Genomic DNA, 23,873 nt, shown 5'->3' on the forward strand with positions numbered 1-23,873 from the left:
GCTGAGCCAGATCGCGGGGTGGCCGGCCTCGCGGACCGCTTCCACCAGGCGGGGCAGGCGCTCGGTGACCTGGTCCGCGCCCATCCGGGCGATCAATGTGAGCCGGCCCGGGTCGCGCCAGGGGTCCAGCTTCTCGCACAGCGCCAGCAGTTCGTCGGCCTCCATGGCGGGTCCGACCTTGCAGGCCACCGGGTTGCTCACCTCGGCGAGCAGCGCCACGTGGGCGCCCTCGACCTGCCGGGTGCGCTCGCCGATCCAGGGCCAGTGGGTGGAGCCCAGAAAGAGGCGGCCCTTGTCGTCGGTGCGCAGCATGGGCATCTCGTAGTCCAGGAGCAGCGCCTCGTGGCTCGTCCACACCAGGGGTTCGACGACGTCGCGTCCGGCGGCCCGTTCGCGCCAGCCGAGGTGTTCGAGGATGTCGCCGGCGGCCATGTAGCCGGTGAGGATCCTGAGCGGGTCGGGGCGGCGGCTTTCGGCGTCGGGTTCGGGGCCGTTGACCATGTGGCCGCGGAAGACGGGCAGTTCGAGGCCGTCGATGATTTCGGTGGGCTTGGAGCGGGGCTTGGCGAACTGGCCCGCGATGCGTCCCACGCGCAGGACGGGCTTGCCGGTGATCAGGCCGAGCTGGCCGGCCAGCAGGTCGAGCAGGGCGGCCTTGCGGGCCACGTGGCGGGGGGTGCATTCCTGGGGGTCCTCGGCGCAGTCGCCGGACTGCAGGACCATGGCCTGGCCGCGGGCGACCTTGCCGAGCAGGGTGCGCAGGGTGGCCAGGTCGTCGCTCTGGACGAGGGGCGGGCGGGCGGAAAGGGCCTCGCCCACCCGGTTCAGCTGGGAAAGGTCGCTCCAGTCGGGTTGCTGCAGTGCCCCGCGGATACGAATCTCCCGTATAACGTCTTCCATGACGTACTCCGATCCAGCGGTGAAGTGATTCTCAGGTGGGAATTCCGGTGCGCTTGATCTCGGGGACTGGAATGCCGAGCGCGCGCAGCTGCTGGAACGGGTTCATGAATTCGCGATTGCGCTTGATCTTTCCGTTGTCCAGTTCGAAGGAATGCAGGAAGTGGTTTTCGTAGTAGCCCTCGGGGTAATCGCCGAAGCAGATCTTTCCGCGTCCGTCGCATTCCACCCAGATGTGGTTGGGGTCCTGGGTCTCGAAAATCTGGATGTTGTACCACTCCCAGTCGGGGAAGCACTTGAGGGACCACACGGCGTGCTCGGCCAGGCGGTCGCGGCCCACCGTCTCCACCGGGGAGCCGGTGTCGGTGGTCCACAGGCCGCCGCGGCCGTCCTCGGTGAACAGCTCGTGCCGGCGCAGCCGGTCCTGGCCGCGGGTGTGCATGTACTGCTCGACGGTGGCGCGGTTGCGGCGGCGCAGTTCGGCCGCGTCGGTGAATTCCTGACCCGTGGCGGAATCAGACATGGGTGTCCCCTTCTGTGTTTGGTGAAGGTTTGGTGAAGCGAATTGGGGGGACACGCGGCAGGCGTAGTGATCCCCCCTGTCGGCCTTGAGTGATCTTGCCTGATTCAACAGAGCAAATCAACACCGTTTTGACGTTACACCAATGGATCGGTGTAACGTTCAACTTTAATATGGGCATGGTGGGGCATGCACCGGTGGCAGCACTGCGGAATGCCCCCTGGGGCGGTTAGGGGGCGGGCCGCAAAGAAAGGGCCCGAGCCGGACGCGGTCCGGGCTCAGGCACTTCACGAGTGGCGGGGCGTCATATTTCTTTGTTGTGGACCGCGCTGATCACTTTCCGCATCAGCGGGGAGAGCTGGTAGTAGGGGCCGAGGTTGAGGTAGTGGCCCTCGGGCGCCCACTTGACGGCCGCGATCACGATGGGCTCGCCCTCGTAGGCGCGCGGGGCGCCGTCCACGAACGCCTGCACCTGCGCGGTGACGGGGGCGGGCAGGGCCGCGGGGTCCCAGCCGCGGGCGGGCGGCGGGGCGTAGCAGATCCGCTCGATGCCGGCGCTGTCCCAGCTGAGGGTGGTGTAGATCCTGAACGAGCGGCGGGCGAAGGCCAGCATCGGCTGTCCGGGGGCGGGCAGGCCGATCTCGCGGTGCAGGGACAGGAGGGTCTGCGGGGCCCGGCACTGCTCGGAGAGCTGGGTGAAGTACAGGTTGAGGGTGCGGCGCGGGTAGTCGATGCCGATCATCGCGACGTCGCTCAGGCCGTGCCGTTCCAGCAGCCCGGCGCACCGGGCCAGGGCGGGCGGCATGCCGGGCAGCTCCGCGAGGCGGGAGATCTTCTGCACGTCCTGCGGGAAGTGCGCGTAGATCTTGTTGAAGCCGCCCACGACGCCGCCGTCGATGAGGTACTCGCTGATCTCGCACCGGCTTTGCAGGTGCGAGAGCAGCGTGTGGACCGGATGGCCGTCGGGGACGATGAAGCCGTGCCGCACCGCGGTGGCGTACGGGTCCGGGCCGGCGGCCGGCACGGTGACGGTGTAGTCGAGCTCGGCCGGGGGGCTCTGGCTGGTGGAGATGCTGTAGACGACCCCGGCCCGGTCCAGGCCGTCGGCGTACGCGCTCAGGATGGGGTGGACCTTCTCGCGCGCGCAGGGCACTGACGCCAGCCGGGCCGCCGCGGCGATGGCCGCGTACACCTCTTGGATGCCGGTTTCTGGGGACATCTCTCCTCCATGTGCGCTCGGCGCGTGTTCGCAGCAGGGCCCGGTGCGGGCAGGGACGGGTGCCGTGCGGGTGCCGGTCAGCCGGTCAGCCGGTCAGATCTTGGTGGCGCACAGGATGGCCTGGACGGGGATGACGTCGCGGGGCACCTCGGCGGGGTCCTTGGTGAGGGCCTTGGTGACCTTGAAGCCGCACTCCTCCAGCCAGCTCTGGTAGGTCGACATCTTCTGCGGGCCGCCCTGGCCCATGGTGCAGCCGATGAAGAAGGCCGGGAAGAAGTCGACGTTGTAGTTGTCGGTGTCCCGGATGTCCTCGGGGTAGACCGGCACCATGATGTGGACCTGGCCGCCCGGCTCCAGGGAGCGGTGCACGCCCTTGAGGATGGTGAAGACGTCGTCCTTGTCGAACATGTCCAGGAAGTGCTTGATCAGGACGGTGTCGAAGCCCCTGGGGATCTCGTCGAAGACGTTGCCGCCGATGAAGGAGCAGTGCTCGGCCACCCCGTGCTTCTCGAAGTTCTCCAGGCAGGTGCGCTCCTTCTCCGGCAGGTCGAAGGTGGTCACCTTCAGCCCCTCGGAGGCCTTGTGCCGGTAGGTGTGGATCGCGCCGAGGCCGGTGTTGCCGGCCACGTCCAGGACCTGGGCGCCGGCCGGGACGTCGATGTTGGCGAAGAACCAGGGGTCGATGTTGGCGGTGACGTTGTTCATCAGCGTCAGCCAGGCGTCGTTGAGGTCGCTGTGGTCGGCGACGATGTCGTACAGGGTGCCCTCGCCGGCGCCGTAGAGCTCCTTGAGGCCGACGATGGTGCCGCTGCGCACGCTGTCGGTGAGGTAGAAGAGCTGCCGCAGCGCCACCACCTTGATCATGTTCATGTAGGTGAGGGCGCGCTTGAGGTCGCTCTCGGCGACCTCGGCGAGCGCGTCCAGGCGGTAGCCGCCCGTCTCCTCGTCCTGGGCGACGAAGCCTTCCTTGACCATCAGGAACAGGAGCTGTTCGACCGCGTCGGGCTTGGCGCCGACGGCCTCGCCGAGCTCGGCGGCGCTCAGGCCGGGCCGCTCGCGCAGCCGGTCGACGAGGCCGAGCTCGAAGACGGACAGCAGGCTCATGAACCGCGAGGGGCCCACCATGTATTCGCGAAAGCGCGCGAGGGTGGCTTCAGTTGTCATTGCGGCTGGTCCCTTTCGAAGTGGTGGTGCCGGGCTGGGCGCGGTGGTGTGCGGGTCAGGAACGGCCGCCGATGTACGAAAGGTTCAGCCGGCTGTCGGTGCGCCACTGGTAGTAGGACTGGAGCTTGTAGTACTCCTCGCCGCCGGCGGTGACCGCGGCGTAGACCATCTTGGGGGTGTCGATGCCGTAGGGGACGCTCTTGAGGAACTGCTCGACCTTGGCGCCGAGGCGGGCGGAGAGCTCCAGCGGGTCCTCGGTCTTGACGCTGTAGGCGATCCGCTCGACCTTGGCGGACTCCCAGTTCAAGGTGGTGTAGACGCCGAAGGCCCGGCTGCAGAAGTCGAGCATCTGCTCGCTGGGGTCGGGCAGGCCGATCTCGCGGTGCATGGCCAGGACGGTCGGGGCGGAGACGACCTCGGGCGAGGCGGCGAAGTACACGTTCATCGTCTTGCTGGCGTAGTCGATGCCGATCAGGTCCACCTGGTCGGCCAGGCCGTAGCGGGCGAAGAAGTTCTCGGTGGCGGCCAGGCTGGGCGGCATGGAGGGGATCTCGCCGAGGTGGGCGAGGCTCTCGTGCCGGCCGCCGGGGAAGTACACCCAGATCTTCTTGAAGCCGCCGACGACGCCGAAGTCGACGCCGTAGCTGTCGACCGCGCAGTGCTGTTGCACGTCGGCGAGCAGCGTCTCGATGGGGTGGCCGCTGCGGCCGGTCAGGCCCTTGTCCAGGGCGACGGCGTAGGGGTCGATGCTGCCGGGCACGGTGAAGCGGCAGTCGAACTCGCCCTCGTGGCGGGCGTTGGTGGCCACCCGGAAGGCGATCACGGCGGTGGGCAGCACGTCCTCGAAGGCGGCCAGGATGGGCCATACCTTCTCGCGCGCGCAGGTCACGTCCAGCAGCCCGGCGGATTCCTCAACGGCAGCGTAGACACCTGCCAGATCGGCGTTTCCCGACATCATTCCTCCATAGGTGAATTCTTCGGCGCCCGGGTGAGCGGCGGCACGGGTATCGGCGGCGCACCGGGGGCCCCGCCCAAGGCGGCTGCGGCCCGGGCGCCGGGCGGTGGTCGTCCTGTTCGGACGGCGTGCGCGGGCCGCGGCGGGCCGCGCGGACGCGGTGGGGCTGGGGGCGGGAGGCGCCGGGTCGGGGCGGGCGCGAAAGGGGTCCTGCACCGGGCCGCGAAGGCACCGCGCGGCGGCGGGCACACGGCGGCATCGGCCGGTGTCCCCGCAGAGGGGTGCCAGAGGGGGGCGCGGGCCCGTCACCGGTCAGCTCCCGGCGGGAAGCTCCCGGCGGGAAGCTCCCGGCGGGGACCTCTTGGCCGGGATCTCTTGGCTGGGAGAAGGTCTCGGGGCCCGTGCGGCGCGACAACTCCCCGGCGGCCAGGGGCTCCTCACTCCGACACGGAGGGGGCACGGCTTTTGGGCAGGGGAGGTCTGCAGAAATAGTGACACGGGCCGGGCCCCACACCAAGGCCCCTACAAAGTGACGTGGGTCACTCCAAACGGAGGCGCATGCACCCCGCTCCCCGCACCCCGGCCCCCCGGCCCCGACGCCGGTCGCGGGCGGGGCGGGAAGGGGGCGGGGGCGGGGCCCATCGGCAATGCGGAGCGGGGGCAACTGCCCTTGCGGGGCGCCTGGTTGGCGGGCGACCCGGCCCCGGGGGGGCCGGGTCGGGTGCCCGGGAGCCCCCCAGGGGCGTGTCGGGGGTGGGGCGCGGCCGGAGCGGGGTGGGGGCCGCTTGCGCTGCCGGAGGCGGGGTGGAGCGGGCGCCCCTTGTGGGCGGCGGTCAACTCGCCCTGTGGGGTTGGCGGGTTGGCGGCTGCTCAGGAGGTGCGGGGATTCGGGCGGCGGCGGCAGGAGCAGGGTGGGGTCGAGCACGAGGCAGAGGGGGCCACTCTGGGGCCGGGGCCGGGGCCGGGGGCGGGGGCGGGGGCATCTTGTGGTGCGGGGTGGGTCAACTCGCCGCGGGAGGGAGTTGGTTGGTGGCCGCCCAGGGAGCGCGGCAGGCTCGGGCGGCAGGGCCCGGGGTGGGGGCGAGCGCGGGGTGGGGGCCGCTCGTGGGCTGGGGCCGGGGTGGGCGCTCCGGTGAGGCGGGCGGGGCCAACGCTCCCGGCCGGGCTGCCGGTTGGCGGTCGTCCGGGGGTGGTGGCGGGTTCGGGCGGCAGGGGCGGGGCCGGTTTGCGCACGGGGCGGGGCGCTCGGGGATGGGGCCGAGGGCGGGTGGTTCGGTGTGTCGGTGGTGTGGGGGGCTCGGCTGGGGCGGGGTGATGTCGCCCGGCGGGAGGTGGTCGGCGGGAGGTGGTCGGTGGGTGTCGGCGTCCGGTGGATGCCGGTCCGGTGGATGCCGGTCCGGTGGGTGCTGGTCCCGACGGTGGGGCTCGGCCCGGGGGGCCGTGAGGGCTGGTGGGGTGGGGGGCCGCTCATCCGCGTGGCGGGGTGCATGGGGGCGGCGCGGGTGACCCGTCCCCTGGTCGCCCGCGCCGCTGTCTGTGGTCCGGCCGTGTGGCCGCCGGGTCAGTGCAGTTGCTGCTGGTCGGGGTCGCGCTCCTGCACGGCGTCGGGCTGGGGCGAGTAGCCGTTGGAGGAAGCGGGGTCGAGGTGTTCCAGGGCCTGCTGCATCTCCTGCGGGGTGGGGTTGGCCAGCTGCCCGTCGGACAGCCAGCGGCTGAGCTTGTGGCGCAGCAGGTCCTTGCGCGAGCGCGGGTTGGGCACGCCGTCGCGGTCCTCGCGCACCGGGGCGGGCAGCGCCCGGGGCACCTCGCGCGAGAGCAGCATGTACTCCTGTCCGCGGTCCAGGCGCTCGTGGACCTCGATGAACTCGCCGTGCGGCAGCCGCTTGATGCGGCCGGTCTCGCGGCCGTGCAGGAGCTTGTCGCGGTCGCGCAGCTGCAGGCCGATGCAGATCCGCTTGGTGATGACGTAGGTCGCGGCGGGGACGACGAACACCCCGATGCGTACCGCCCAGGTGATCGCGTTCATGGACAGGTGGAAGCGTTCGGCGAGGATGTCGTTGGCGCCGCCGAAGAACAGCACCAGGTAGAAGGCGGCCAGGGAGCAGACGAACGCGGTGCGGGTGGGCTGCTCGCGGGGCCGGTCCAGCAGGTGGTGCTCGCGCTTGTCGCCGGTGATCCAGGCCTCGATGAACGGCCACAGGCAGGCGATGCCGATCAGCAGGGTGGGCAGGACGACGGCCGGGATCAGCACACCCATGTTGACGGTGTAGCCGGCGACGGCGAACTCCCAGGCGGGGAAGGCGCGCAGGGCTCCTTCGAGGAAGCCCATGTACCAGTCGGGCTGGGAGCCCTGGGAGATCTGGTCGGGCCGGTAGGGCCCGTACACCCATACGGCGTTGATCTGGGCGATGCCGGCCATCAGGCACAGGACGCCGGAGACCAGGAAGAAGAAGCCGCCGGCCTTGGCCGCGTAGTGCGGCATCAGGGGCTGGCCCACGACGTTCTTCTCGGTGCGGGCCGGGCCGCGGAACTGGGTGTGCTTCTGGTAGACGACCAGGATCAGGTGGAGGGTGACCAGGGCCAGCATGATGCCGGGCAGCAGCAGGATGTGCAGGCTGTAGAAGCGGGGGATGACGTCGGTGGCGGGGAATTCGCCGCCGAACAGGAACATCGTCAGGTAGGTGCCGACCAGCGGGATGGCCAGGGTGACGCCCTCGGCGATGCGCAGGCCGGTGCCCGACAGGAGGTCGTCGGGCAGCGAGTAGCCCAGGAAGCCCTCCAGGGTGACCAGGACCAGCAGGACCACGCCGATCAGCCAGTTCAGCTCGCGCGGCTTGCGGAAGGAGCCGGTCAGGAAGTGGCGCAGGGTGTGCGCCATCGTCGCGGCGATCATGGTCAGGGCCGCCCAGTGGTGCAGCTGGCGGATGAACAGGCCGCCGCGCACCTCGAAGCTGATGCGCAGGGTGGAGGCGTAGGCCTCCGACATCTGCACGCCCTGCAGCGGGACGTGCGGGCCCTCGTAGACGGTGTGGGCCATGCTCGGGTTGAAGAACATGGTCAGGTACAGGCCGGTGAGGATCAGGATGATGAAGCTGTAGAGCGCGATCTCGCCGAACATGAAGGACCAGTGTTCGGGGAAGACCTTGCGCATCAGGGTGCGCCATTGGTAGATCCCGAGCCGGCCGTCCGCCCAGTCGGCGATGCGTTCGCCCTGCGGCGCCTTGGTCCGCTCCCGCTGCGGCGCATCTTCGGTGATGCTCATGCCCGTGCGCCCTCCCCTCGCCGCTCAGTGGTCACAGGCACACCCGCGCCGGCCGGTGGACGGCCGGTGGTGGGGGCGGCCTGCAGCGGCGCAAACGGGCCCGTGCCCTGAAGCGGGTCGAACGCTATCGACACCCGTGGCGGCCGGACAACCGAGCTTGAGCCGGAACCCGGTCCCAACTCCACCGGTTCTTGAGCGAGTTTCGAGTCGTGCCGCCGCCCGGTGGTCCCGGGCGCGCCCAACAGGGCGCAGGGGCGGCTGGAGTTGGGGTGGCGCGCCTCCCTGGGGCCGCTCAAGTCGGCGTTGACAGCGGGTAGTTGCTGCGCTGTTGTCATGCCCGAAGCCTATGTCGGCGTCCTGGGGCGCCTGCGGCCGCCTCCCGGGTTCAGGGGTGGCGGCCCTCGCCGGCCGGGGCGGGGGCGGGCCACTGCGCCGAGGAGCCGGCCGGGTGCAGCCGGGCGGAGCCGGTGGCGATGCCGATGGCGGGCGGGGCGGCCGGGGCGGGGGCGGTGCGGCGGCGGGCGTGGGCGCCGTGGGTGATGCTGGGCGGCGCCGGCCAGCCGGGCGCGGGCGGCGCCGGGGCGGCGGTGCGCGGCGGGCGGGGGCGGGGTACGGCGGCCAGCGGGCCGGCCGCCTGCAGGCGGGCCAGCAGCCGGGTCGCGGCGTGCGGGTCGGTGGCCGCCCGGGCGGCCAGGCGGGCGGTGTAGCGCATCGCCAGGCGGGCGCGCAGGCCGCGCGGCGGGCCGGGGGCGGTGCTGGTGCGCAGGTGGCGGGTGCTGGCCTGCCAGGCGGGGGCCAGGCGGTGGGCCAGCGCGCGGCGCAGCCGGTAGGCCAGGCCGACGGTGGTGCCGTGGCCGGCCAGGACGTGGTCCAGGACCAGGGCGCCCTGCACGGCCAGGGTCATGCCCTGGCCGTGGGCGGGGTCCACGGCTGCCAGGGCGTCGCCGATGACGAGGAACTGGTCGGGCCAGCGGCGCTGTTTCTCGTAGTGGCGCCAGCGGTTGTCGGTGCCGGTGCCGGCGTAGACGGGGCCCAGCGGGGTGGCGGTCCGCAGGAGGTCGTGCAGCAGCGGGTGGCGCAGCCGGCCCGCGGCGCGCAGCAGGCCCGCGTGGTCGGCGGGCGGCCGTTCGCCCTGGGCCAGGGTGAGCGTCACCGACCAGCGGCCGCCCTCGATGGGGGTGAGGGTGCCCTGGCGGGGGTTGTCGGGGCCGGCCATGAGCAGCAGGCTCTGCCAGTCGGCGACGTGGCCGACGGGCGGGGCGAACACGCTGGAGACGTACGTGGTGCCGGTGGCGGCCACCGTCTCGGCCGGCGCCTCGTAGCCCAGTGCGGCCAGCCAGTGCGGGGCGCGGGAGTGGCGTCCGGAGGCGTCCACCACGAAGTCGGCGGATATCAGGTGTTCGGTGTCCCAGCCGCCGGGGCGGCGGCGGTTGCGGGCGCGCACCCACACGCCGGTGACGGTGTCGTGGCGGTCGGGCTGCAGGGCCAGCACCTCGTGGCCGGGCAGGAAGTGCACCGCGGGTTGGGTGCGCAGCCGCTCGCGCAGCACCGCGTCGATCAGGTCGCGGCCGGCGCTGAGCATCGTCAGGCCCGAGGTGAAGCGGGGCAGCCAGCCGGCCGGGCCCAGCACCAGGGCGTCCTCCGGCAGGCGGACCTCGACGGCGCCGGCGCGCCGCAGGTCGCCGCCGATGCCGGGGAAGAGCTGTTCCAGGCCCTGCTGGGCGGCGGTGGTCAGGGTGTGGGTGTGCCGGGCCTGGGCCAGGCCCGGGCGCCGGGCGGCGCCGGGCGGCAGCGGGTCGCGTTCGATCACGGTGACCCGGTCCACGGAGTTGGCCAGGGCCCGGGCCGCGGTGAGCCCGGCGAAGCCCGAACCGATCACCACGGCGTGGCCGCGGCCGCCGCTCGCGTCGACCCCGTGTGCGTCCGAACTCATCTTGGCCGCCCTTCCGGTGCGCTTGTGGTTGCATCATGCGGGGCGGGGCCGCCCGTGCGGCACTCTTCGCCCAACTGCCCGCCCCCGCCCGGCCGCTGCCGCCCCCGCCCGCGGGCCGGTCGCCGGCCGGCCCGAACTGCCCCGCCCGGGGCCCGACTTGCCTGGTGGGGCCCCTGTCCCGGCCCTTCGTGACGGCCCTGTCCCGCGGCGCACGGGCACCTGGGGCGGCCGCCTGCTTCAAGCGCTCCTCAAGGCGCCCACGACGATCCCTCCGCCGCGCATCGAGCACCCCCGCCCGCCACCGCCCCGCGCCCGCCGACCGCTCCCCCGCATCGGCCACCCGGAGCCCCCGGTGCCCCCCGGCGCTGGGTGGCGGCGCATCCGCCGCGGTGAGCTCTCCCAAAGACACCCGCGGCAGACACGCCGCGCCGAACTGTACGCCGCCGGGCGGCAGTTGGCCGGAATCGGGTGGGGGGGAGGGTGGCGGGGTGGCGGCGTGGCCGGGTGGCGGGTCTTGGAGTTGCGGGTGCGCCGGGGGCGGCCGGGGCTCGCCCCGCCTTCGGTGCGTACCGGGGCGGGGCGGGGCTGGTCCACGCCCGGTGCGGCCGGGCTGGGACTGCGGGCGTACGGGGGCTACTGGGGGCCCGCCCCGCCTCCCGTGCGTACCGGGCGCAAAGCTGGGCCGGTCCGCGCCCGGTGCGGCCGGCTTCCCCCGAGGGGGCGGCCAGGGGTCCGCCCTCCGGGGCGTGCGGGCGCGATGGCGGGCAGCCGGGCTGGGGCTGCGGGCGCGCCGGGAGCGCCTGGGGCCCCGCCCCGCCTCCGGGGCGTACCGGGGGCGGGATGGGCCGGTCCGCGCCCGGTGGCGGCCGGTTTCCCCCGAGGGGGCGGCCAGGGGGCGCCCCCTCGGGGGCGTGCGGGCGGGGGCGGCAGTGCGGCCGGGCTGGGACTGCGGCCGCGCCGGAGCTGCCAGAGGCCCGCCCCGCCTCCTGTCCGTACCGGGGACAGGGCGGGGCCGGCCCGCGCCCGGTGCGGCCGGGCTGGGACTGCGGGTGCGCCGGCGGCCGGGGCCCGCGCCTCCTGTGCGTACCGGGGGCAGAGCTGGGGCGGTCCGCGCCCGGTGCGGCCGGTGGCGGCCGGTTTCCCCCGAGGAGGCGGCCAGGGGGCGCCCCTCCGGGGCGTGCGGGCGGGGGCGGCAGTGCGGCCGGGCTGGGACTGCGGGCGCGCCGGGAGCGCCTGGGCCCCGCCCCGCCTCCGGGGCGTACCGGGGGCAGGGCGGGGCCGGTCCGCGCCCGGTTTTCCCCCCCGAGGGGGCGGCCGGGGCCGGCCCCTCGGGGCGTGCGGGCGGGGCGGTGGGGTCAGGTGGTGCGGTAGGCGGCCTGGGTGGCCATGGTGGTCAGTTCGGTGCGCCAGACCGGGTCGATGGGGACGTCGGCGATGGCCTCGCAGCCCTGTTCGACGAGGCCGGCGATGTGCTTTTCGACGTCGTCGGGGACCCCGGTGTCCGCGAGGCGGCGGCGCACCTCGTCGGGGGTGTGGCCGGGTTCGGTGATCAGGCTGTGGATGCGGGCGTCGCGCTGCATCGCCCAGCTCAGCAGCAGGGTCATCTTGTGCTGGCTGAAGTCGAGGCCGGCGGGCTTGCCGGTGTCGGCGAAGTCCCCGAAGGCGTCCAGCAGGTCGTCGCGGAGCTGGAAGGCCTCGCCGACCGCTTCGCCGTACTTTTCGAAGGCGGGGGCCAGATCGGCCCGCCCGGCCGCGCTCGCCCCCACCACCAGGGGGCGGTGGATGGTGTAGTGGCCGGACTTGGCCAGGGCGATCCAGCGGGAGAGGCGGGGGTCGACCAGGAACTCGGCGGCCGCGGTCATGTCCATGTACTGGCCGATCATCAGCTCCGAGCGCAGGGTGCTCCACACCGGCAGGACCGCGGGGGGCGCCGCGGCCATCAGCTGCTCGGAGTAGACCAGCGCCAGGTCGCCGACGAGGATGGCCACGCCCTCGCCGTAGCGGCGGGACTCGCCCTGCCAGCCGTTGCGGCCGTGCAGCGCGGAGTGCCGGGCGTGCACGGTGGGCAGGCCGCGCCGGTGGCTGGAGGCGTCGATGACGTCGTCGTGGATGAGGGCCGAGGCGTGCAGCATCTCCAGGGCGGCGGCGGCCGCCACCACCGCGGGATCGTCCGGGTCGCCGCCGGCGGCGAGGTAGCCGGCGATGCAGAAGGCGGGCCGGATGCGTTTGCCGCCCGCCGCGACCAGGTCGGTGAGCGCCGCGACGGCGCCGACCGCCCGTTCGTTCACCTCCGCCCATAAGGCGTGCTCGGCGCGGAGGAAGGCCCGCAAACGGCCCTCCATCCGTTCCAGCAGTTGTTCACGGGTGCGGCGCGCCGAGGCGGCCAATTCCTGGTCACTACCGATACAGGCCATTTCCATAGCCACAGCTTTTCCCTTGCGTAGAAGTCGAACACGGGGGTGGGCGGTAACAGCGGCGGGGGCCGGCGGGCCGCCGCCGCTGCCGCTCCGGGCCCGGCGCCCGCCCTGCTCCGGGAGCGGGGCGGGCAGCGGGGGCCGGGCGGCCTGAAGAACCCCTGGAGTTTCCCTCCAGAAAAGAGGAATCTAGAGTTCCCCTTTAGGGCAGATCGATTACGAAATGAAAAATTTACACACCGCCGGATTACCGCTCTCTTCCCGGCGGGGCGCACGTTGACACTCCCCGACCGCTCATGGAACTCTCCGAGTGCACCCATGGCTGCGGCTAGGCGGCCGTGGGATTCGGGGCAACAACGGGGGGACGGAAGGCGCATGACGGCCGTATCCAGAGAGCACATCGGGGCCTGCACTCGGCGGGCCGGTTCCATCTCGTACGCCGGAATTTCCTAAAAGACCGTCCCGCGCATCGCGGCGTCTTTCAGCGGCCCATTTTCTGGGGCTCCGGCCATGCCCCCTCTCCCCCGGGGGCCATCGATCCAGCATTCACTACAGCATCCGGCACGGAGCCCTGCGCTCCGGGCCGGGTGCGGGGCGCGTCCGCTCATGAAGGAGATTCAATGGAGTTTCACTCATGCCCCAGGAACCATGCTCAGGAAGTCCCCGCCGTCGCCGGTTCCGTCCTCTGCACCCCCTGCACCGAGCAGCTGGAACGTAACCTGCGCACCCTTCCCGGTCTCCACCAGGAAGGACTGCACCACATTCTTCCGACGTCCCGGCGGCGGAATCCGACAAAGGTGTCGGGAAGCCGCAGGCGGGATCACCTGAATATTTCCGCACTCGATGCCAGGAACAATATTTCCGGGATCCTTGAGTCGTGGTCATGCTTCGTTGCGGAAAAGCTCGGGGCCGTCTCCCCCGGCCGTTCCGTTCCGCATCTCGCGTGCTTTTTGATCAGCCATCTCGATTGGCTCACCACTCAGCCGCCGGCGGCTGAATTCGCCGATGAAGTCGAGAGCCTCCAGATGGAATCGCTGCGCGCCATCGACCCGGAATCCGAGGAGCACGAGGTGCCCGTCATCGGGTGCGTCGTGGACGGCTGCCCGGGAACGATCAACACCTCGCCGCGGCACGCAAAGGCCGTCCGCGGCCGTATCGGCTGTACGTCAGGACATTCATGGGAAATGCGCGAACTGCTCACCATTCGACACCTCATGGACCGGCAACGGAAGGACGCCGCATGAACCGCCCCCCGCGCCACCGGCTCGTGCCCACGAATGTGGCCGCTCTGGCCACGGGTGTGTCCGAAGCGACCATCCGCAAGTGGGTGAGCCGGGGCAAGATAACCCGCTACGGCACCCCAGGGCGCTCGGAATTCGACATAGAAGAGCTCACTGAGATCGCTCTCCAGCGCCAGCGCTGACCGCCCCGGACCCAGACCCGGCCCCGGGCCGGCCCGTCCCGGCCGTACGCACCCGTTGCGTCCGTGTCCGTGTCCGTGCCTGTGCCTGTGCCTGTGTCCGCCGTGGCTGTGCCGTGGGCCGGTGGCCCGGGGTGGCCGCCGCCGCGCTCACCTGTGGTGGTCGCCGGCGGCGGCCGCCGGGCCTGCGGGCTCCTGGCCCGCGGCAAGCGGTGCGCGGGACAGGGCGCGCTCGGTCAGCGCGGCCGCGGCCCCGGTGTAGGCCTGGGGGGCGAACAGGTCGGTACGGGGGGCGCCGCTCAGGGCGGCCGCCGCCCGCTCGTCGCGGTCCAGGACCTCGGCCAGCGGCCGGCCGGTGTGTGCCGCCCGGGCGGAGGCCGCGTTCAGCACCTCGCGCGCGGCGGCCTTGCCCAGCAGCGGGGCCAGCGCGGCGGCGATCCGCTCGGAGACGATCTGCCCCGCGGTCAGGTCGGTGTTGGCGCGCATCCGCCCGGCGTCCACCGACAGGTGGCAGACCAGCTCCACCGCCTGGTGCGCCGCTCCCCCGGCCAGCCGCAGCAGGGCGCGCAGCGGCTCCCATTCGGCGTGCCAGGCACCGGCGGAGCGCTCGTCCTCGCTCAGCATGCAGCCCAGCACGCCCGCCGCCAGCTGCGGTGCCTGCAGGGCGGCGGAGCGGATGGCGGTGGCCAGCACCGGATTGCGTTTGTGCGGCATCGCCGAGGACGCGCCGCGCCCGGCGGGAGCCGGCTCGTGGACCTCGCCGACCTCGGTGCGGGTCAGCGACAGCACATCCACCGCGATCTTGCCCAGGGCGGTGCAGGTGAACGCGGCCCCGTGGGCCAGCTCCACCACGGGGGTACGCAGCACATGCCAGGGCAACAGCGGGGCGCACAGCCCCAGTTCGTCCGCGAACGCCTCGGTGAGGGCCGCGGTGTAGGCGCCCGGGTCGGCGCCCGGGGCGTGTTCGAGGTAGCCGGCCAGGGTGCCGGCGGCCCCGCCGAGCTGGACCGGCCCGCGCGCGCTGAGCGCGGTGAGCTGGTCCGCCGCGTCCAGAACGAGATGGCGCCAGCCCGCCGCCTTGCAGCCGAAGGTCGTGGGCACCGCGTGCAGGGCCAGGGTGCGGCCCGCCATCAGGGTGTCGCGGTGGGTGCGGGCCAGGACGGCCAGCTCCTGCTGGATGCGGTGCAGGTCGGCGCGGATCAGGCGCAGCGCCCGGTGGGCGACCAGGACGGCCGCGGTGTCGAAGATGTCCTGGCTGGTGGAGCCGCGGTGCACATAGGCGGCCGCGTCCGGGTCCTGGGCGGCCACCAGCGCGGTGAACTCCCGTACCAGGGCGACCACCGGGTTGGCGGACTGGCGGGCCTCGGCGGCCAGCGCGGCCAGGTCCAGGCGCTCGGCGCGGGCGGCGGCGGTGATCGCCTGGGCGGCGGCCGCGGGCACCGTGCCCAGGCGGGCCTGGGCCCGGCTCAGGGCCGCCTCGGCATCCAGCATGGCCTGCAGCCACGCGCCGTCGGACACCGCATCCGCCACGGGGGCGTCCGCCCAGACCGGCCCCAGCAGGCCGGAGTCCAGCCGCGCTGACCGCACGGGGGGTGCCGCCTGCATGGCCGGTGCCGCCCGCACGGGGGGTGCTTTGGCCGGTGGTGCCTCGGCGGGGGCTGTCTCGGCGGGGGGTGCCGTCGGCATGGCGGGTGCCGCCTCGACGTTGGGCGCCGCCTTGGCGGTGGGCGCCGCCTCGGCGATGGGCACCGCGTGTATGGCAGGTGCCGCCTTGGCCGTGGGCGCCTCGGCGGGGGGTATCGCCTCAGCGATGGGGGGCGCCTTGGCGGTGAGCGTCGCCGGCATGGCGGGGGCTGCCTTGGCTATGGGCGCCTCGGCGGGTGCTGCCTTGGCTGTGGGCGCCTTGGCGGTGGGTGCCGCCTTGGTGGGAGGCGGGGGGTCAGTGGGCATGGGTGGCTCCTTGCTCTGCTTGCCGGGCCGGTGCCAGTGCCGGGGGCGGTGCTGGTGACGGTGACAGGGCCTGTGCTGGGTCCGGTGACAGGGCCTGTGCCGGGGGCGGTGCGTCGGGGTGGGGCGGGGGCGGTGTGGTGGTCAGGGCGGCGCGGGCGATGGCGTCGGCGTCGGTGAGGGTCACCGAGTTGACGCCGGGGCGGATGCCCGCGGCCGTCACCCAGTGCACCGACTCGGTGGGCACGCCGAAGGCGAAGCGGCGCGGGTGGGCCCGCCCGGCCGCGTCGATCAGGTGGAACGGGCGCCGGGTGACGGCCACTCCCTCGCTCACGTAGGGGTCCCGGCCGCGGGCGGGGATGCGGTGGGCGGTGCACTGGCCGCTGTCGCGCAGCTGCCGCAGCAGCCGGTCGCCGGTGCGGCGCAGCGTGATCGCGGGCAGCCGTGCCTCGACGAGGGCCTCCACGTGCAGCGCCGAGCCGGGCACCAGCGGGGAGTGGACGGCGTAGCGGCCCTGGTGGATGTCGACGCGCAGGCCGGGGCCGACGACCTGCAGCACGCCGGCCTCGATCAGCGCGATCATCTCCTCGACGCGGCGGGCCGGCGGGCCGATCGAGAGGTGCGCGTTCAGCGGCGTGTACCAGGCGTCCAGGTCGGTGCGGTGGGAGTCGCCGTGCAGGCCGTTGTGGTCGACCGCCAGGCGGATCTCGTTGCGCAGGTCCCTGAGGACGTCCAGGGCCGCCTTGAGGGGGCCGTTGACGTTGCCGGAGCGGGCCTCGGCGACGTCCTGGCGCAGGTGGTCCAGGAGCCAGCCGGTGAAGTCGTGCGGGCCGGTGAACTGCCGGTGGCGGTAGGGGCGGGCCAGCAGGTCCCAGTCGAAGCGGTCCTTGTCGCCGATGCCGTAGCCCTCCAGGACGGCGTCGGTCTGCTCCTGCCCGGCCGCGGCGGCCAGGTAGTCGTCCTGGAAGCGGGCCGCCCGGCCGGCGTCCCCGCGCGAGCGGAGCAGGCTCGTGTAGTAGACGGTCTCGGCCTCCCGGGAGATCAGCGGCCACAGGTCGGCCCGGAAGTCCAGGCCGTGCGGGTGGGCGGCGCGCAGTTCCCGGATGCGCCGGGGGGTGAGCAGCAGCGGTTCGTGGCGGCCGTGGGGGCCCTTCTCGTTCTCGCCGCGGGCCTGGTAGGGGATGCCGCGCCGGGAGCCGGCCCACAGCCGGGGCTCCTGGCCGGAGGCCAGGTACAGGAGGCGGCCGCCGGCGCGGGTGAAGGTGCCGCCGCGGCCGGCGGTGAGCTGGGCCAGGTAGTCGAAGAAGTTCAGCCCCAGCCCGCGCAGCAGCACGGTGCTGCCCGGGGCCAGCACGTCCAGGTCGACGTCGGCGGGGTTGGCCGGCGCGATGTGGCGCAGCCCCGCGGTGCGGGCCCGGGCGGCGAAGTCCCGCTCGGTCCGGTCGGCCAGGGCCGGCAGATGGCCCTGGCACAGGATGACCGCGTCCAGGCCCCGCAGCACGGTGCCATCGCCCAGGGTCACGCGCTGGCGGCCGGGGCCGGGGGTGTCCTTTGCACCCGGGGCGGCGATGTCCTCCGCGCCCAGGCCGGTGACGTCGCCCGTGCCCGGGGCGGTGGCGTTCTCCGCGCTCGGGGCGGCGGTCTTCTGCGCCCCCGGGGCGGTGATGCCCTCCTCTCCCAGGACGGTGACGCCCTCCGCACTCAGGACCGCGGCGTCCTCCTTGCGCAGGGCGGCGGTGCCCTCCTCGCTCAGGACGGTGGTGTCCTTCGCGCCCAGGGTGGTGATGCCCTCCGCGCCGAGGACGGCGGTCTCCCCCGCGCCCAAGGCCGTGGTCTCCTCCTCACCCAGGCCGGTGATGTCCCCCGTGCCCGGGGCGGTGACGCCCTGCGCGCCCGGGGCCATGGTGTCGTCCTCGTCCAGGGCGGTGGCCAGGGCGCGGTGGACGGTGACCTGCACGGTGGCGGGTGCGGCGGCCACGATGCGGTCGTAGGCCCAGCGCAGGTAGTGGCCGTAGAAGGCGCGGGTGGGGTAGGTGTCGGGGCCCAGCGTGCGGGCCTGCTCGCGCACTTCGGCGGGGTGGGCGCCGTCGATCTCGCCGGCGGCCAGCGCGCGGGCCCACTCGTGCAGGCTCGGCCCCGGCTCCAGGGGCCCGCGCAGGTCGACGCTGGCGTCGGTGAACACCGATATCTGGCCGGCCACGGTGTTCATGAGCAGGTGCGGGGACTGGTCGGTGCGCCACACCTTGCCGGGCCCGGGCGGGTAGGGGTCGATCACATGGATGTGGACGGTGTGGTGCGGGGGCTGCGAGCGGGCGTTGGCGCACAGGCGCTCCAGTACGGACAGTCCACGCGGTCCGGCACCTACCACGCACACCGTGCGATGTGTCGCTGTCATGTCTACCGTTTCTGCTGGTCACGCAACGGGGCGGGACCGGGTGGGCGGCAGGCCGCGGGGCGCGGCGCCGGCTGCCTCCGGTCGGGGAGCACCGTCTCGGGCGGGATGCCTAGGATGCTCCGGGCGCATGCCCCGCCGGCCCGGGAGGGTCATCGGCCGGGCGGCGGCCGGCCCGGGGCGCGCCGGGAGGCGCGGCCGGGCGGGCGCGGGGCGGGTGCGCGCAGGGTGAGCGGGCGGACGGCGGGGCCGGCGGCGGCCGGTGTGATCCGGTACGCGGGCCTCACGCGTGTCCCTCGTGCGCCGGCCGTCATCCGCTGTCGCGGGGCGGGCGGTAGCCGTTCACCATGCGAGCAGGGCCGGGCCCGCGGCCATGCCGCCTCCTTGCCGGCCCGCCGCCGGCAGCAGACCGCCGCGGCACGGGATGCCCTTGCGCGGGATGCCGTTGCGCGGGGTGCCCTTGCGCGGGATGCCGTTGCGCGGGGTGCCGTTGCGCGGGGTGCCGTTGCGTACGGCGCTGTCCCCGGTGCGGGGGCGGGGCGCCGCGCCGGTGGTGCCGTCATCCCCCGGGTTTCGGTGGGACGGCACACGGGCGCCCGTGCCGGGTGCTGCGATGCCGCTCATGTGCCTGCTCCTCTCGGGTGTGCGGATGGATGGATGGGTGTGCGGGCAGCGGGTGCACGGGCAGCCGGGTGTGCCGGAGCCCGCGAAGAACCCGGCGCCGGGCGGGCACGCCGGGTACAGGACGAGGACGTACGGCGGGGCCCGCGCAAGCCTCCGCGCCCTGCACGCATATCGGTGCAGAGCCGGGACATGCGGCGGGCCCGTAAAGACCCCCCGTGCCGGGCGGGCGCGCCGGTTCAGGATCAGGGCGCGCCGCCTTCGCGCCCTGCACGCGCATCAGTTCAGAAGCGGGGTGTGCCCGCAGGCCGGCCCGCGGAGCAGCCCGCGCCCTACGCGGCCCTGCATCGGCTCAGAGCCAGGGGCGTGCCGTACGAGCCCGCCAAAGCCTCCGTGCCCTGCACCGCACCCCGCTGCAGGACCGGGGCGTGCGCCGCAGGTCCGTGAAGAACCCGGCGCCGGGCGGGTGTGCCGGTTCAGGGCCGGGGACCTGCGCGAGGCCCGCCAAAGCCTCCGCGCCCTGTACGCGCAGCGGTTCAGGGCCGGGGCGTGCCGTGGCCGGTGCGTGCCTTCAGGGGCAGGACCCAGGTCTGGACGGCGCCGGCGGCGTGCAGTTGCTGGGTGACGGCGCTGGCCTGTTCCGGAGGGGTCAGTGCGATGAGGCAGCCGCCCAGGCCGCCTCCGGTGATCTTGGCGCCGAGGCTGCCGGCCGCCAGGGCCGCCCGGACCAGGGCGTCGATGCGCGGTGTGCTCAACCCGGCGTCGTGCAGCAGCTGGTGATAGGCGGTCAGCAGCGGGCCCAGGCGTTCCAGGGTGCCGGTGCGCAGGGCGCGGGCCCCCCGGCCGGTCAGGTGTGCGGCGCGGTCGGTGAAGCGCCGCTGGGCGCCGGGGTGCTGCTGGAAGCCGGCGCGCAGCACGGCGACGGCGTCCTTGGTGCGGCCCACTTCGCCGCTGTCGGCGACGATGAACAATCCCTCGCCGCCGATGGGCAGTTCCTCACCGCGGCCCTGCTGGAACAGCAGCGGGCCACGGGCGCCGACGGCGATGGCATCCACGCCGCTGGCGCGGCCGTGGGCCACGTTCTCGGCGCTCTGCACCAGGTCGAAGGCCAGCTGCCGGCCCAGGTCGCGGCCGAAGAGGTCGGCCAGCGCCAGGACCACGGCCCGCGCGCACGCGGCGCTGGAGCCCAGTCCGCGGCCGGGCGGGATGGCGCAGTCCAGGATCACCTCAAGGTGCACGTCGCGGGAGATGTTCATGGCGGTGCGGAACTCGGCGGCCAGCCGGCGCAGTCCCTCGGAGGCCTGGGTGGCCACCGGCCGGGAGGGGGAGCCGGTCATCGTCAAGGAGACCTCGCCGGCGCCGTGCGGGCCGGGCGCGGACCAGCCGGCGCTGGCCGTGACGGCCAGCTGCGGCACCGGCAGCGCCAGGGCGGGCGCGCCGTAGACCACGGCGTGCTCCCCCAGCAGGATGGTCTTGGCGTGGGCGCGGCCGACGCCGACGGTGCCGGCCCGGCGCACAGGGGCCGCCGCCCGGACCGCCGCCCGGACCGGGGCCGAAGCCGGGGCCGGTGCCGGTGGTGTCGGCGCAGTCGGCTCCCCTGGTCTTTTCTGCATGGAGATCGCATCATCCAGACGTGTCGGACGGAATGAGGCAGGACAGGACACCGCGGCGAAGGCGCCGTGGAGTTCGGGCGGGACCCGTTTCCCGGTGCACGGCACCGGCTGAATGCCGTCGGCTGCATTCCGTCGGCTGAAGTCCGTTGGGGGAATGCCCCGGGGGTAATGACGCCGGGGCTTGCCGGGCGGACGCGGGGAGGGGAAACGAAAGACGTGGGCGCGCGGGGTGAAATACCGGCCCGCGCTTCCTGTCAGGCGAGGCAGGGCGGGGCGGGGGCGTATTCACAGGCTCCCGGGGTGCGGGAATCGTCTCACCGTACGGGAAGGGGGGCGCCCTGCGGCTCTGGGATCTCAATCCCCCGCCGCTGTCATGCTTTTGGGCAGGGTGGATGCCCTGGAATAGTGACACGCGGGGCGACGCCGCGCCTAGGGCGCCTCGAAGTGGTGTGGGTCACTCGCCCGCAAAGGCCGTGAAAAGGGGCCCGACAGGCTCCCGACAGACCTCCGGGGCAGGCGGGATGACAGGCCGTCAGCGATACCAGGAACGGCACAGCACCGCCCCCGGGGCAGGACCCGGGGGCGGTGCGGCAAGCCGGCTCGGGGGTGGCCGGCAGCTCTCAGACGCCGGTGGCGGTGGGCTGGGCCACCGCCTCCTCGTCGGGGTCGGCGTCGGCCTCGGCCAGGACGTTGCGCGGGGTGGCGTCCACCTTCTGCATCAGCAGGATGACCATGACGGCGGCGATGGCCACCAGGACGGCGCCCACCTGGAAGGCCCGCGCGGTTCCGTCGGACTGGGCGACGGTGGGCAGGACGCCCTCGCCGACGTGGTCGGTGGTGTAGCGGATGGCGAGCGGGACCAGGGTGGCCAGGCCGAGCGCGCCGCCGATCTGCTGCATGGCGGTCTGCACGCCGGAGGCCAGGCCGGAGTCCTTGCCGGTGACCTGGTAGAGGGCGCCGTTGACCAGGGCCGGGTAGCACATGGCGCTGAACAGGCCGAACACGATCATGCCGGGCAGGACGCCGTTGAGGTAGGTGGAGTCGGACTCCAGGGTGGAGGCGACGACCAGGCCCGCGGCGGCGCCGAAGAAGCCGATGGCCAGGACCGCCTTGACGCCGATGCGGGGCATCAGGGCGGAGGCCACGCCCATGCCGGCGCCCATCGCGAAGGCCAGCGGCACCACGGCCATGCCCGACTTGATCGGGGAGTACTCGAGCACGTCCTGCATGTACATGATCAGCAGGAAGGCGTAGCAGTGGAAGCTGGCCAGCAGGGCCAGGGTCACGACGTTGGAGGTGACCCGGGTGCGGTTGGTGAAGAAGCGGATGGGCACCATCGGGTCGGGGGTGCGCGTCTCCCACAGGGCCGCCAGGAGCAGCACGCCGATGCCGCCGAGCAGCGGGAGGAGCACGGTGGAGGAGCCCCATTCGTGGTCGGCGGCCTTGATCAGGCCGTACACGACCGCGACGAGGCCGCCGGTGATGGCGACCGCGCCGACGAAGTCGACGCTGCGGCCCTCGCGCTCCATGCGGCTTTCCGGCATGACCTTGGGCACCAGGATCAGCGCGGCGATCGCGATGGGGATGTTGATGTAGAAGATCCAGCGCCAGTCGACGTACTCGGTCAGCGCGCCGGAGACGACCGAGCCGATCACGCCGCCCAGGGCCGCGGTGCCGCCCCACACGCCCAGGGCCTTCATCCGCTCCTTGGCGTCGGGGAACAGCACGGGGATCATGCCGAGCGCGGCCGGGCCGCACAGCGCCTCGCCCAGGCCCTGGACGAAGCGGCTGGAGACCAGCATCCCGGAGGACATCGCCGCGCCGCAGGTGGCCGAGGCGACACCGAAGAAGATCACACCGACCATGAAGATCTTGCGGCGGCCGTACATGTCGGCCAGCCGGCCGCCCAGCAGCAGGAAGCCGCCGGCCATCAGCACATAGCCGTTGATCACCCAGGCGAGATCGCCCTCGGTGGAGAAGGTCAGATCGCTCCTGATCTCGGGAAGAGCGACGAGCACGATCGTGACATCCATGACGAGCATGAACTGAATCGCCGCCAAAATGGCCAGCGCTTTCCATCGCCGCGGGTCGGCAGCGGGGGCTTCCGCCCCGCCCGTGGACTCTTTGTCGAGAGTACTCATGGCCTGATTACTTCCTCCGAATAAAGTGCGACCCAAGAAAAGCGTCCGCGCGGACATTCCGGCCCGTGCCGGTGGGTGGTCCGCCCCGCCCGTCCGCGGGCTGGCGTCCGTCTCCACCGGTACGACGAAACAGCGCCGCCGAATGTGAGGGGGGCGGCCGCACTTCTTGCATCGCGCGGCGGGACGGGGCTGGCGCGGGGGTCCTCAGCCCGTCAGGTAGCGCTGGATGGTGGGCGAGATGAGGGCGACGACCTCGTCGACCGTGGCGGAGGCGATCGGCTCCAGCTTCACGACGTAGCGCAGCACGGCCACGCCCCACACCTGGGCCTGTGCGGCGTTGATGTTCATGGGCGGTACGCCGAGTGCCGCGGCGACCTGCGCGAAGTCCTTGGGCGGCTCGTCGAGGGAGGCGGCCAGCTGCCGGAAGATCTGCTGGGACATGAAGTCGCGCATCTGGGCGGCGCCTTCCTCCCCGGCGAACACGGCGCTGAAGGCGGCCAGGAGCTGCGGCCGGGCGGCGGGGTCCTCCCATTTGGACAGGGCCGCCCGCAGCAAACCCTCGGCCAGCTGGGCGCGTTCGCCGGTCAGCGAGGCCGCGCCGGCCCGGGCCAGGGCGTCGCCGATGTCACTCAGGGCGGTGGGGCCTTCTGCGGCTGTGGGCATCGCTCCTCCTTCGTGGGGACGCGGCCGGCGGGTGGGGCGGCGGGCCGCGTCGGACGTGGTGCGGGCGGGCTCGGCCCCGGGCAACGCCCCGGCACAGCACGGTGCGGTGCGGTGCGGTGGGGTGGCGGGCCAAGGGCGGTGGCGGGGCCGGGAGTTGGGGTGCAGGCGCCATGGTGGCCCCTCCCCCGCCCCGGCCGCTCGGCGGACGCTTGACGCGCGCTCGAACCGGCCCGCCCCGCCCCGGCCGGGCGGGCCGAGAGGGGTGCGGTCACCCGGGGGCGGCGGCCGGGGGGGGTGCGGGGTGGCCGGGGGGGCAGCCCTCCCCCGCCCCCTTTCCCCTCCCCCCGGCGGGCGGGTCGGTCGATGCCGCGCACGCCGTGGGGCTCCCCCGGTCTCGTCCGCGTCGATGCCCGGGCGGGGCGGCGGGGTGCGGGGGCGGCCGGTGGTCCTCCTCTGCCGGGTCGTGCACGGCTCCTCCCGCCCGGCGGGCGGGCGGGCGGGAGGCGGTGGGCGGTCAGTAGCGGTAGTGGTCGGGCTTGAAGGGGCCCTGGGCGTCGATGCCGAGGTAGGCGGCCTGCTCCGGGCGCAGCGTCGTCAGCTTCACACCGAGGGCGTCCAGGTGGAGGCGGGCGACCTTCTCGTCCAGGTGCTTGGGCAGCACGTAGACGCCGGTGGGGTACTGCTCCTGCTTGGTGAACAGCTCGATCTGGGC

Annotated in this window: 16 protein-coding genes; 1 reads left to right on the plus strand and 15 read right to left on the minus strand. The window is 73.6% G+C overall.

Features of this window, described 5'->3' with window-relative positions; genetic code table 11:
* The 8 genes from AB0H82_RS35810 to AB0H82_RS35845 form a co-directional block, all read right to left on the minus strand.
* Positions 1-900: 3-deoxy-7-phosphoheptulonate synthase (locus AB0H82_RS35810; RefSeq protein WP_362999720.1), on the minus strand; the 900-nt coding region annotated here is incomplete at its 3' end.
* A 31-nt stretch (positions 901-931) separates the two neighbouring features.
* Positions 932-1,420 carry a PhzA/PhzB family protein gene (locus AB0H82_RS35815; protein ID WP_362999721.1) on the minus strand — a complete coding sequence of 163 codons (489 nt, stop codon included), beginning with the start codon at positions 1,418-1,420 and terminating at the stop codon, positions 932-934.
* Positions 1,421-1,721: 301 nt separating this feature from the next.
* Complete coding sequence (locus AB0H82_RS35820; protein WP_362999722.1) at positions 1,722-2,636, minus strand: aromatic prenyltransferase; 915 nt, start codon at positions 2,634-2,636, stop codon at positions 1,722-1,724.
* Between the two features lie 93 nt (positions 2,637-2,729).
* Positions 2,730-3,800, minus strand: coding sequence for a methyltransferase (locus AB0H82_RS35825; RefSeq protein WP_362999723.1), 1,071 nt, complete (start codon positions 3,798-3,800; stop codon positions 2,730-2,732).
* A 55-nt stretch (positions 3,801-3,855) separates the two neighbouring features.
* Positions 3,856-4,758 carry an aromatic prenyltransferase gene (locus tag AB0H82_RS35830; protein WP_362999724.1) on the minus strand — a complete coding sequence of 301 codons (903 nt, stop codon included), beginning with the start codon at positions 4,756-4,758 and terminating at the stop codon, positions 3,856-3,858.
* Positions 4,759-6,316: 1,558 nt separating this feature from the next.
* Positions 6,317-8,017: a cytochrome bc complex cytochrome b subunit gene (locus AB0H82_RS35835; RefSeq protein WP_362999725.1), complete on the minus strand. Its 1,701-nt coding sequence runs from the start codon at positions 8,015-8,017 to the stop codon at positions 6,317-6,319.
* A 385-nt stretch (positions 8,018-8,402) separates the two neighbouring features.
* Entirely contained in the window at positions 8,403-9,950 is a 1,548-nt protein-coding gene (locus AB0H82_RS35840; protein WP_362999726.1) for an FAD-dependent monooxygenase, read from the minus strand.
* A gap of 1,355 nt (positions 9,951-11,305) precedes the next feature.
* Positions 11,306-12,370 carry a polyprenyl synthetase family protein gene (locus AB0H82_RS35845; protein ID WP_362999727.1) on the minus strand — a complete coding sequence of 355 codons (1,065 nt, stop codon included), beginning with the start codon at positions 12,368-12,370 and terminating at the stop codon, positions 11,306-11,308.
* A 614-nt stretch (positions 12,371-12,984) separates the two neighbouring features.
* Here AB0H82_RS35845 and AB0H82_RS35850 point away from each other — a divergent pair.
* Complete coding sequence (locus tag AB0H82_RS35850; protein WP_362999728.1) at positions 12,985-13,608, plus strand: hypothetical protein; 624 nt, start codon at positions 12,985-12,987, stop codon at positions 13,606-13,608.
* A 326-nt stretch (positions 13,609-13,934) separates the two neighbouring features.
* Here AB0H82_RS35850 and AB0H82_RS35855 read toward each other — a convergent pair whose 3' ends face one another.
* From AB0H82_RS35855 to AB0H82_RS35885, 7 genes are all read right to left on the minus strand, one after another.
* Positions 13,935-15,389: a lyase family protein gene (locus tag AB0H82_RS35855; RefSeq protein WP_362999735.1), complete on the minus strand. Its 1,455-nt coding sequence runs from the start codon at positions 15,387-15,389 to the stop codon at positions 13,935-13,937.
* 334 nt (positions 15,390-15,723) lie between these two features.
* Positions 15,724-18,126: an FAD/NAD(P)-binding protein gene (locus AB0H82_RS35860; protein WP_362999729.1), complete on the minus strand. Its 2,403-nt coding sequence runs from the start codon at positions 18,124-18,126 to the stop codon at positions 15,724-15,726.
* A 339-nt stretch (positions 18,127-18,465) separates the two neighbouring features.
* A complete protein-coding gene (locus AB0H82_RS35865) occupies positions 18,466-18,747 on the minus strand; it encodes a hypothetical protein (RefSeq protein WP_362999730.1) in 282 nt (93 codons plus the stop codon).
* A gap of 533 nt (positions 18,748-19,280) precedes the next feature.
* Positions 19,281-20,357: a mevalonate kinase gene (gene mvk / locus AB0H82_RS35870; protein WP_362999731.1), complete on the minus strand. Its 1,077-nt coding sequence runs from the start codon at positions 20,355-20,357 to the stop codon at positions 19,281-19,283.
* Between the two features lie 620 nt (positions 20,358-20,977).
* Positions 20,978-22,498 (minus strand): MFS transporter, encoded by a 1,521-nt coding sequence (locus tag AB0H82_RS35875; RefSeq protein ID WP_362999732.1) that lies wholly within the window; start codon positions 22,496-22,498, stop codon positions 20,978-20,980.
* Positions 22,499-22,702: 204 nt separating this feature from the next.
* Complete coding sequence (locus AB0H82_RS35880; protein WP_362999733.1) at positions 22,703-23,161, minus strand: hypothetical protein; 459 nt, start codon at positions 23,159-23,161, stop codon at positions 22,703-22,705.
* A gap of 514 nt (positions 23,162-23,675) precedes the next feature.
* Positions 23,676-23,873, minus strand: a 198-nt coding sequence (locus tag AB0H82_RS35885; RefSeq protein WP_362999734.1) for an adenosylhomocysteinase, incomplete at its 5' end; no start/stop codon positions are given.

Source organism: Streptomyces sp. NPDC050732 (assembly GCF_040654255.1).
Taxonomy (GTDB): Bacteria; Actinomycetota; Actinomycetes; order Streptomycetales; family Streptomycetaceae; genus Streptomyces.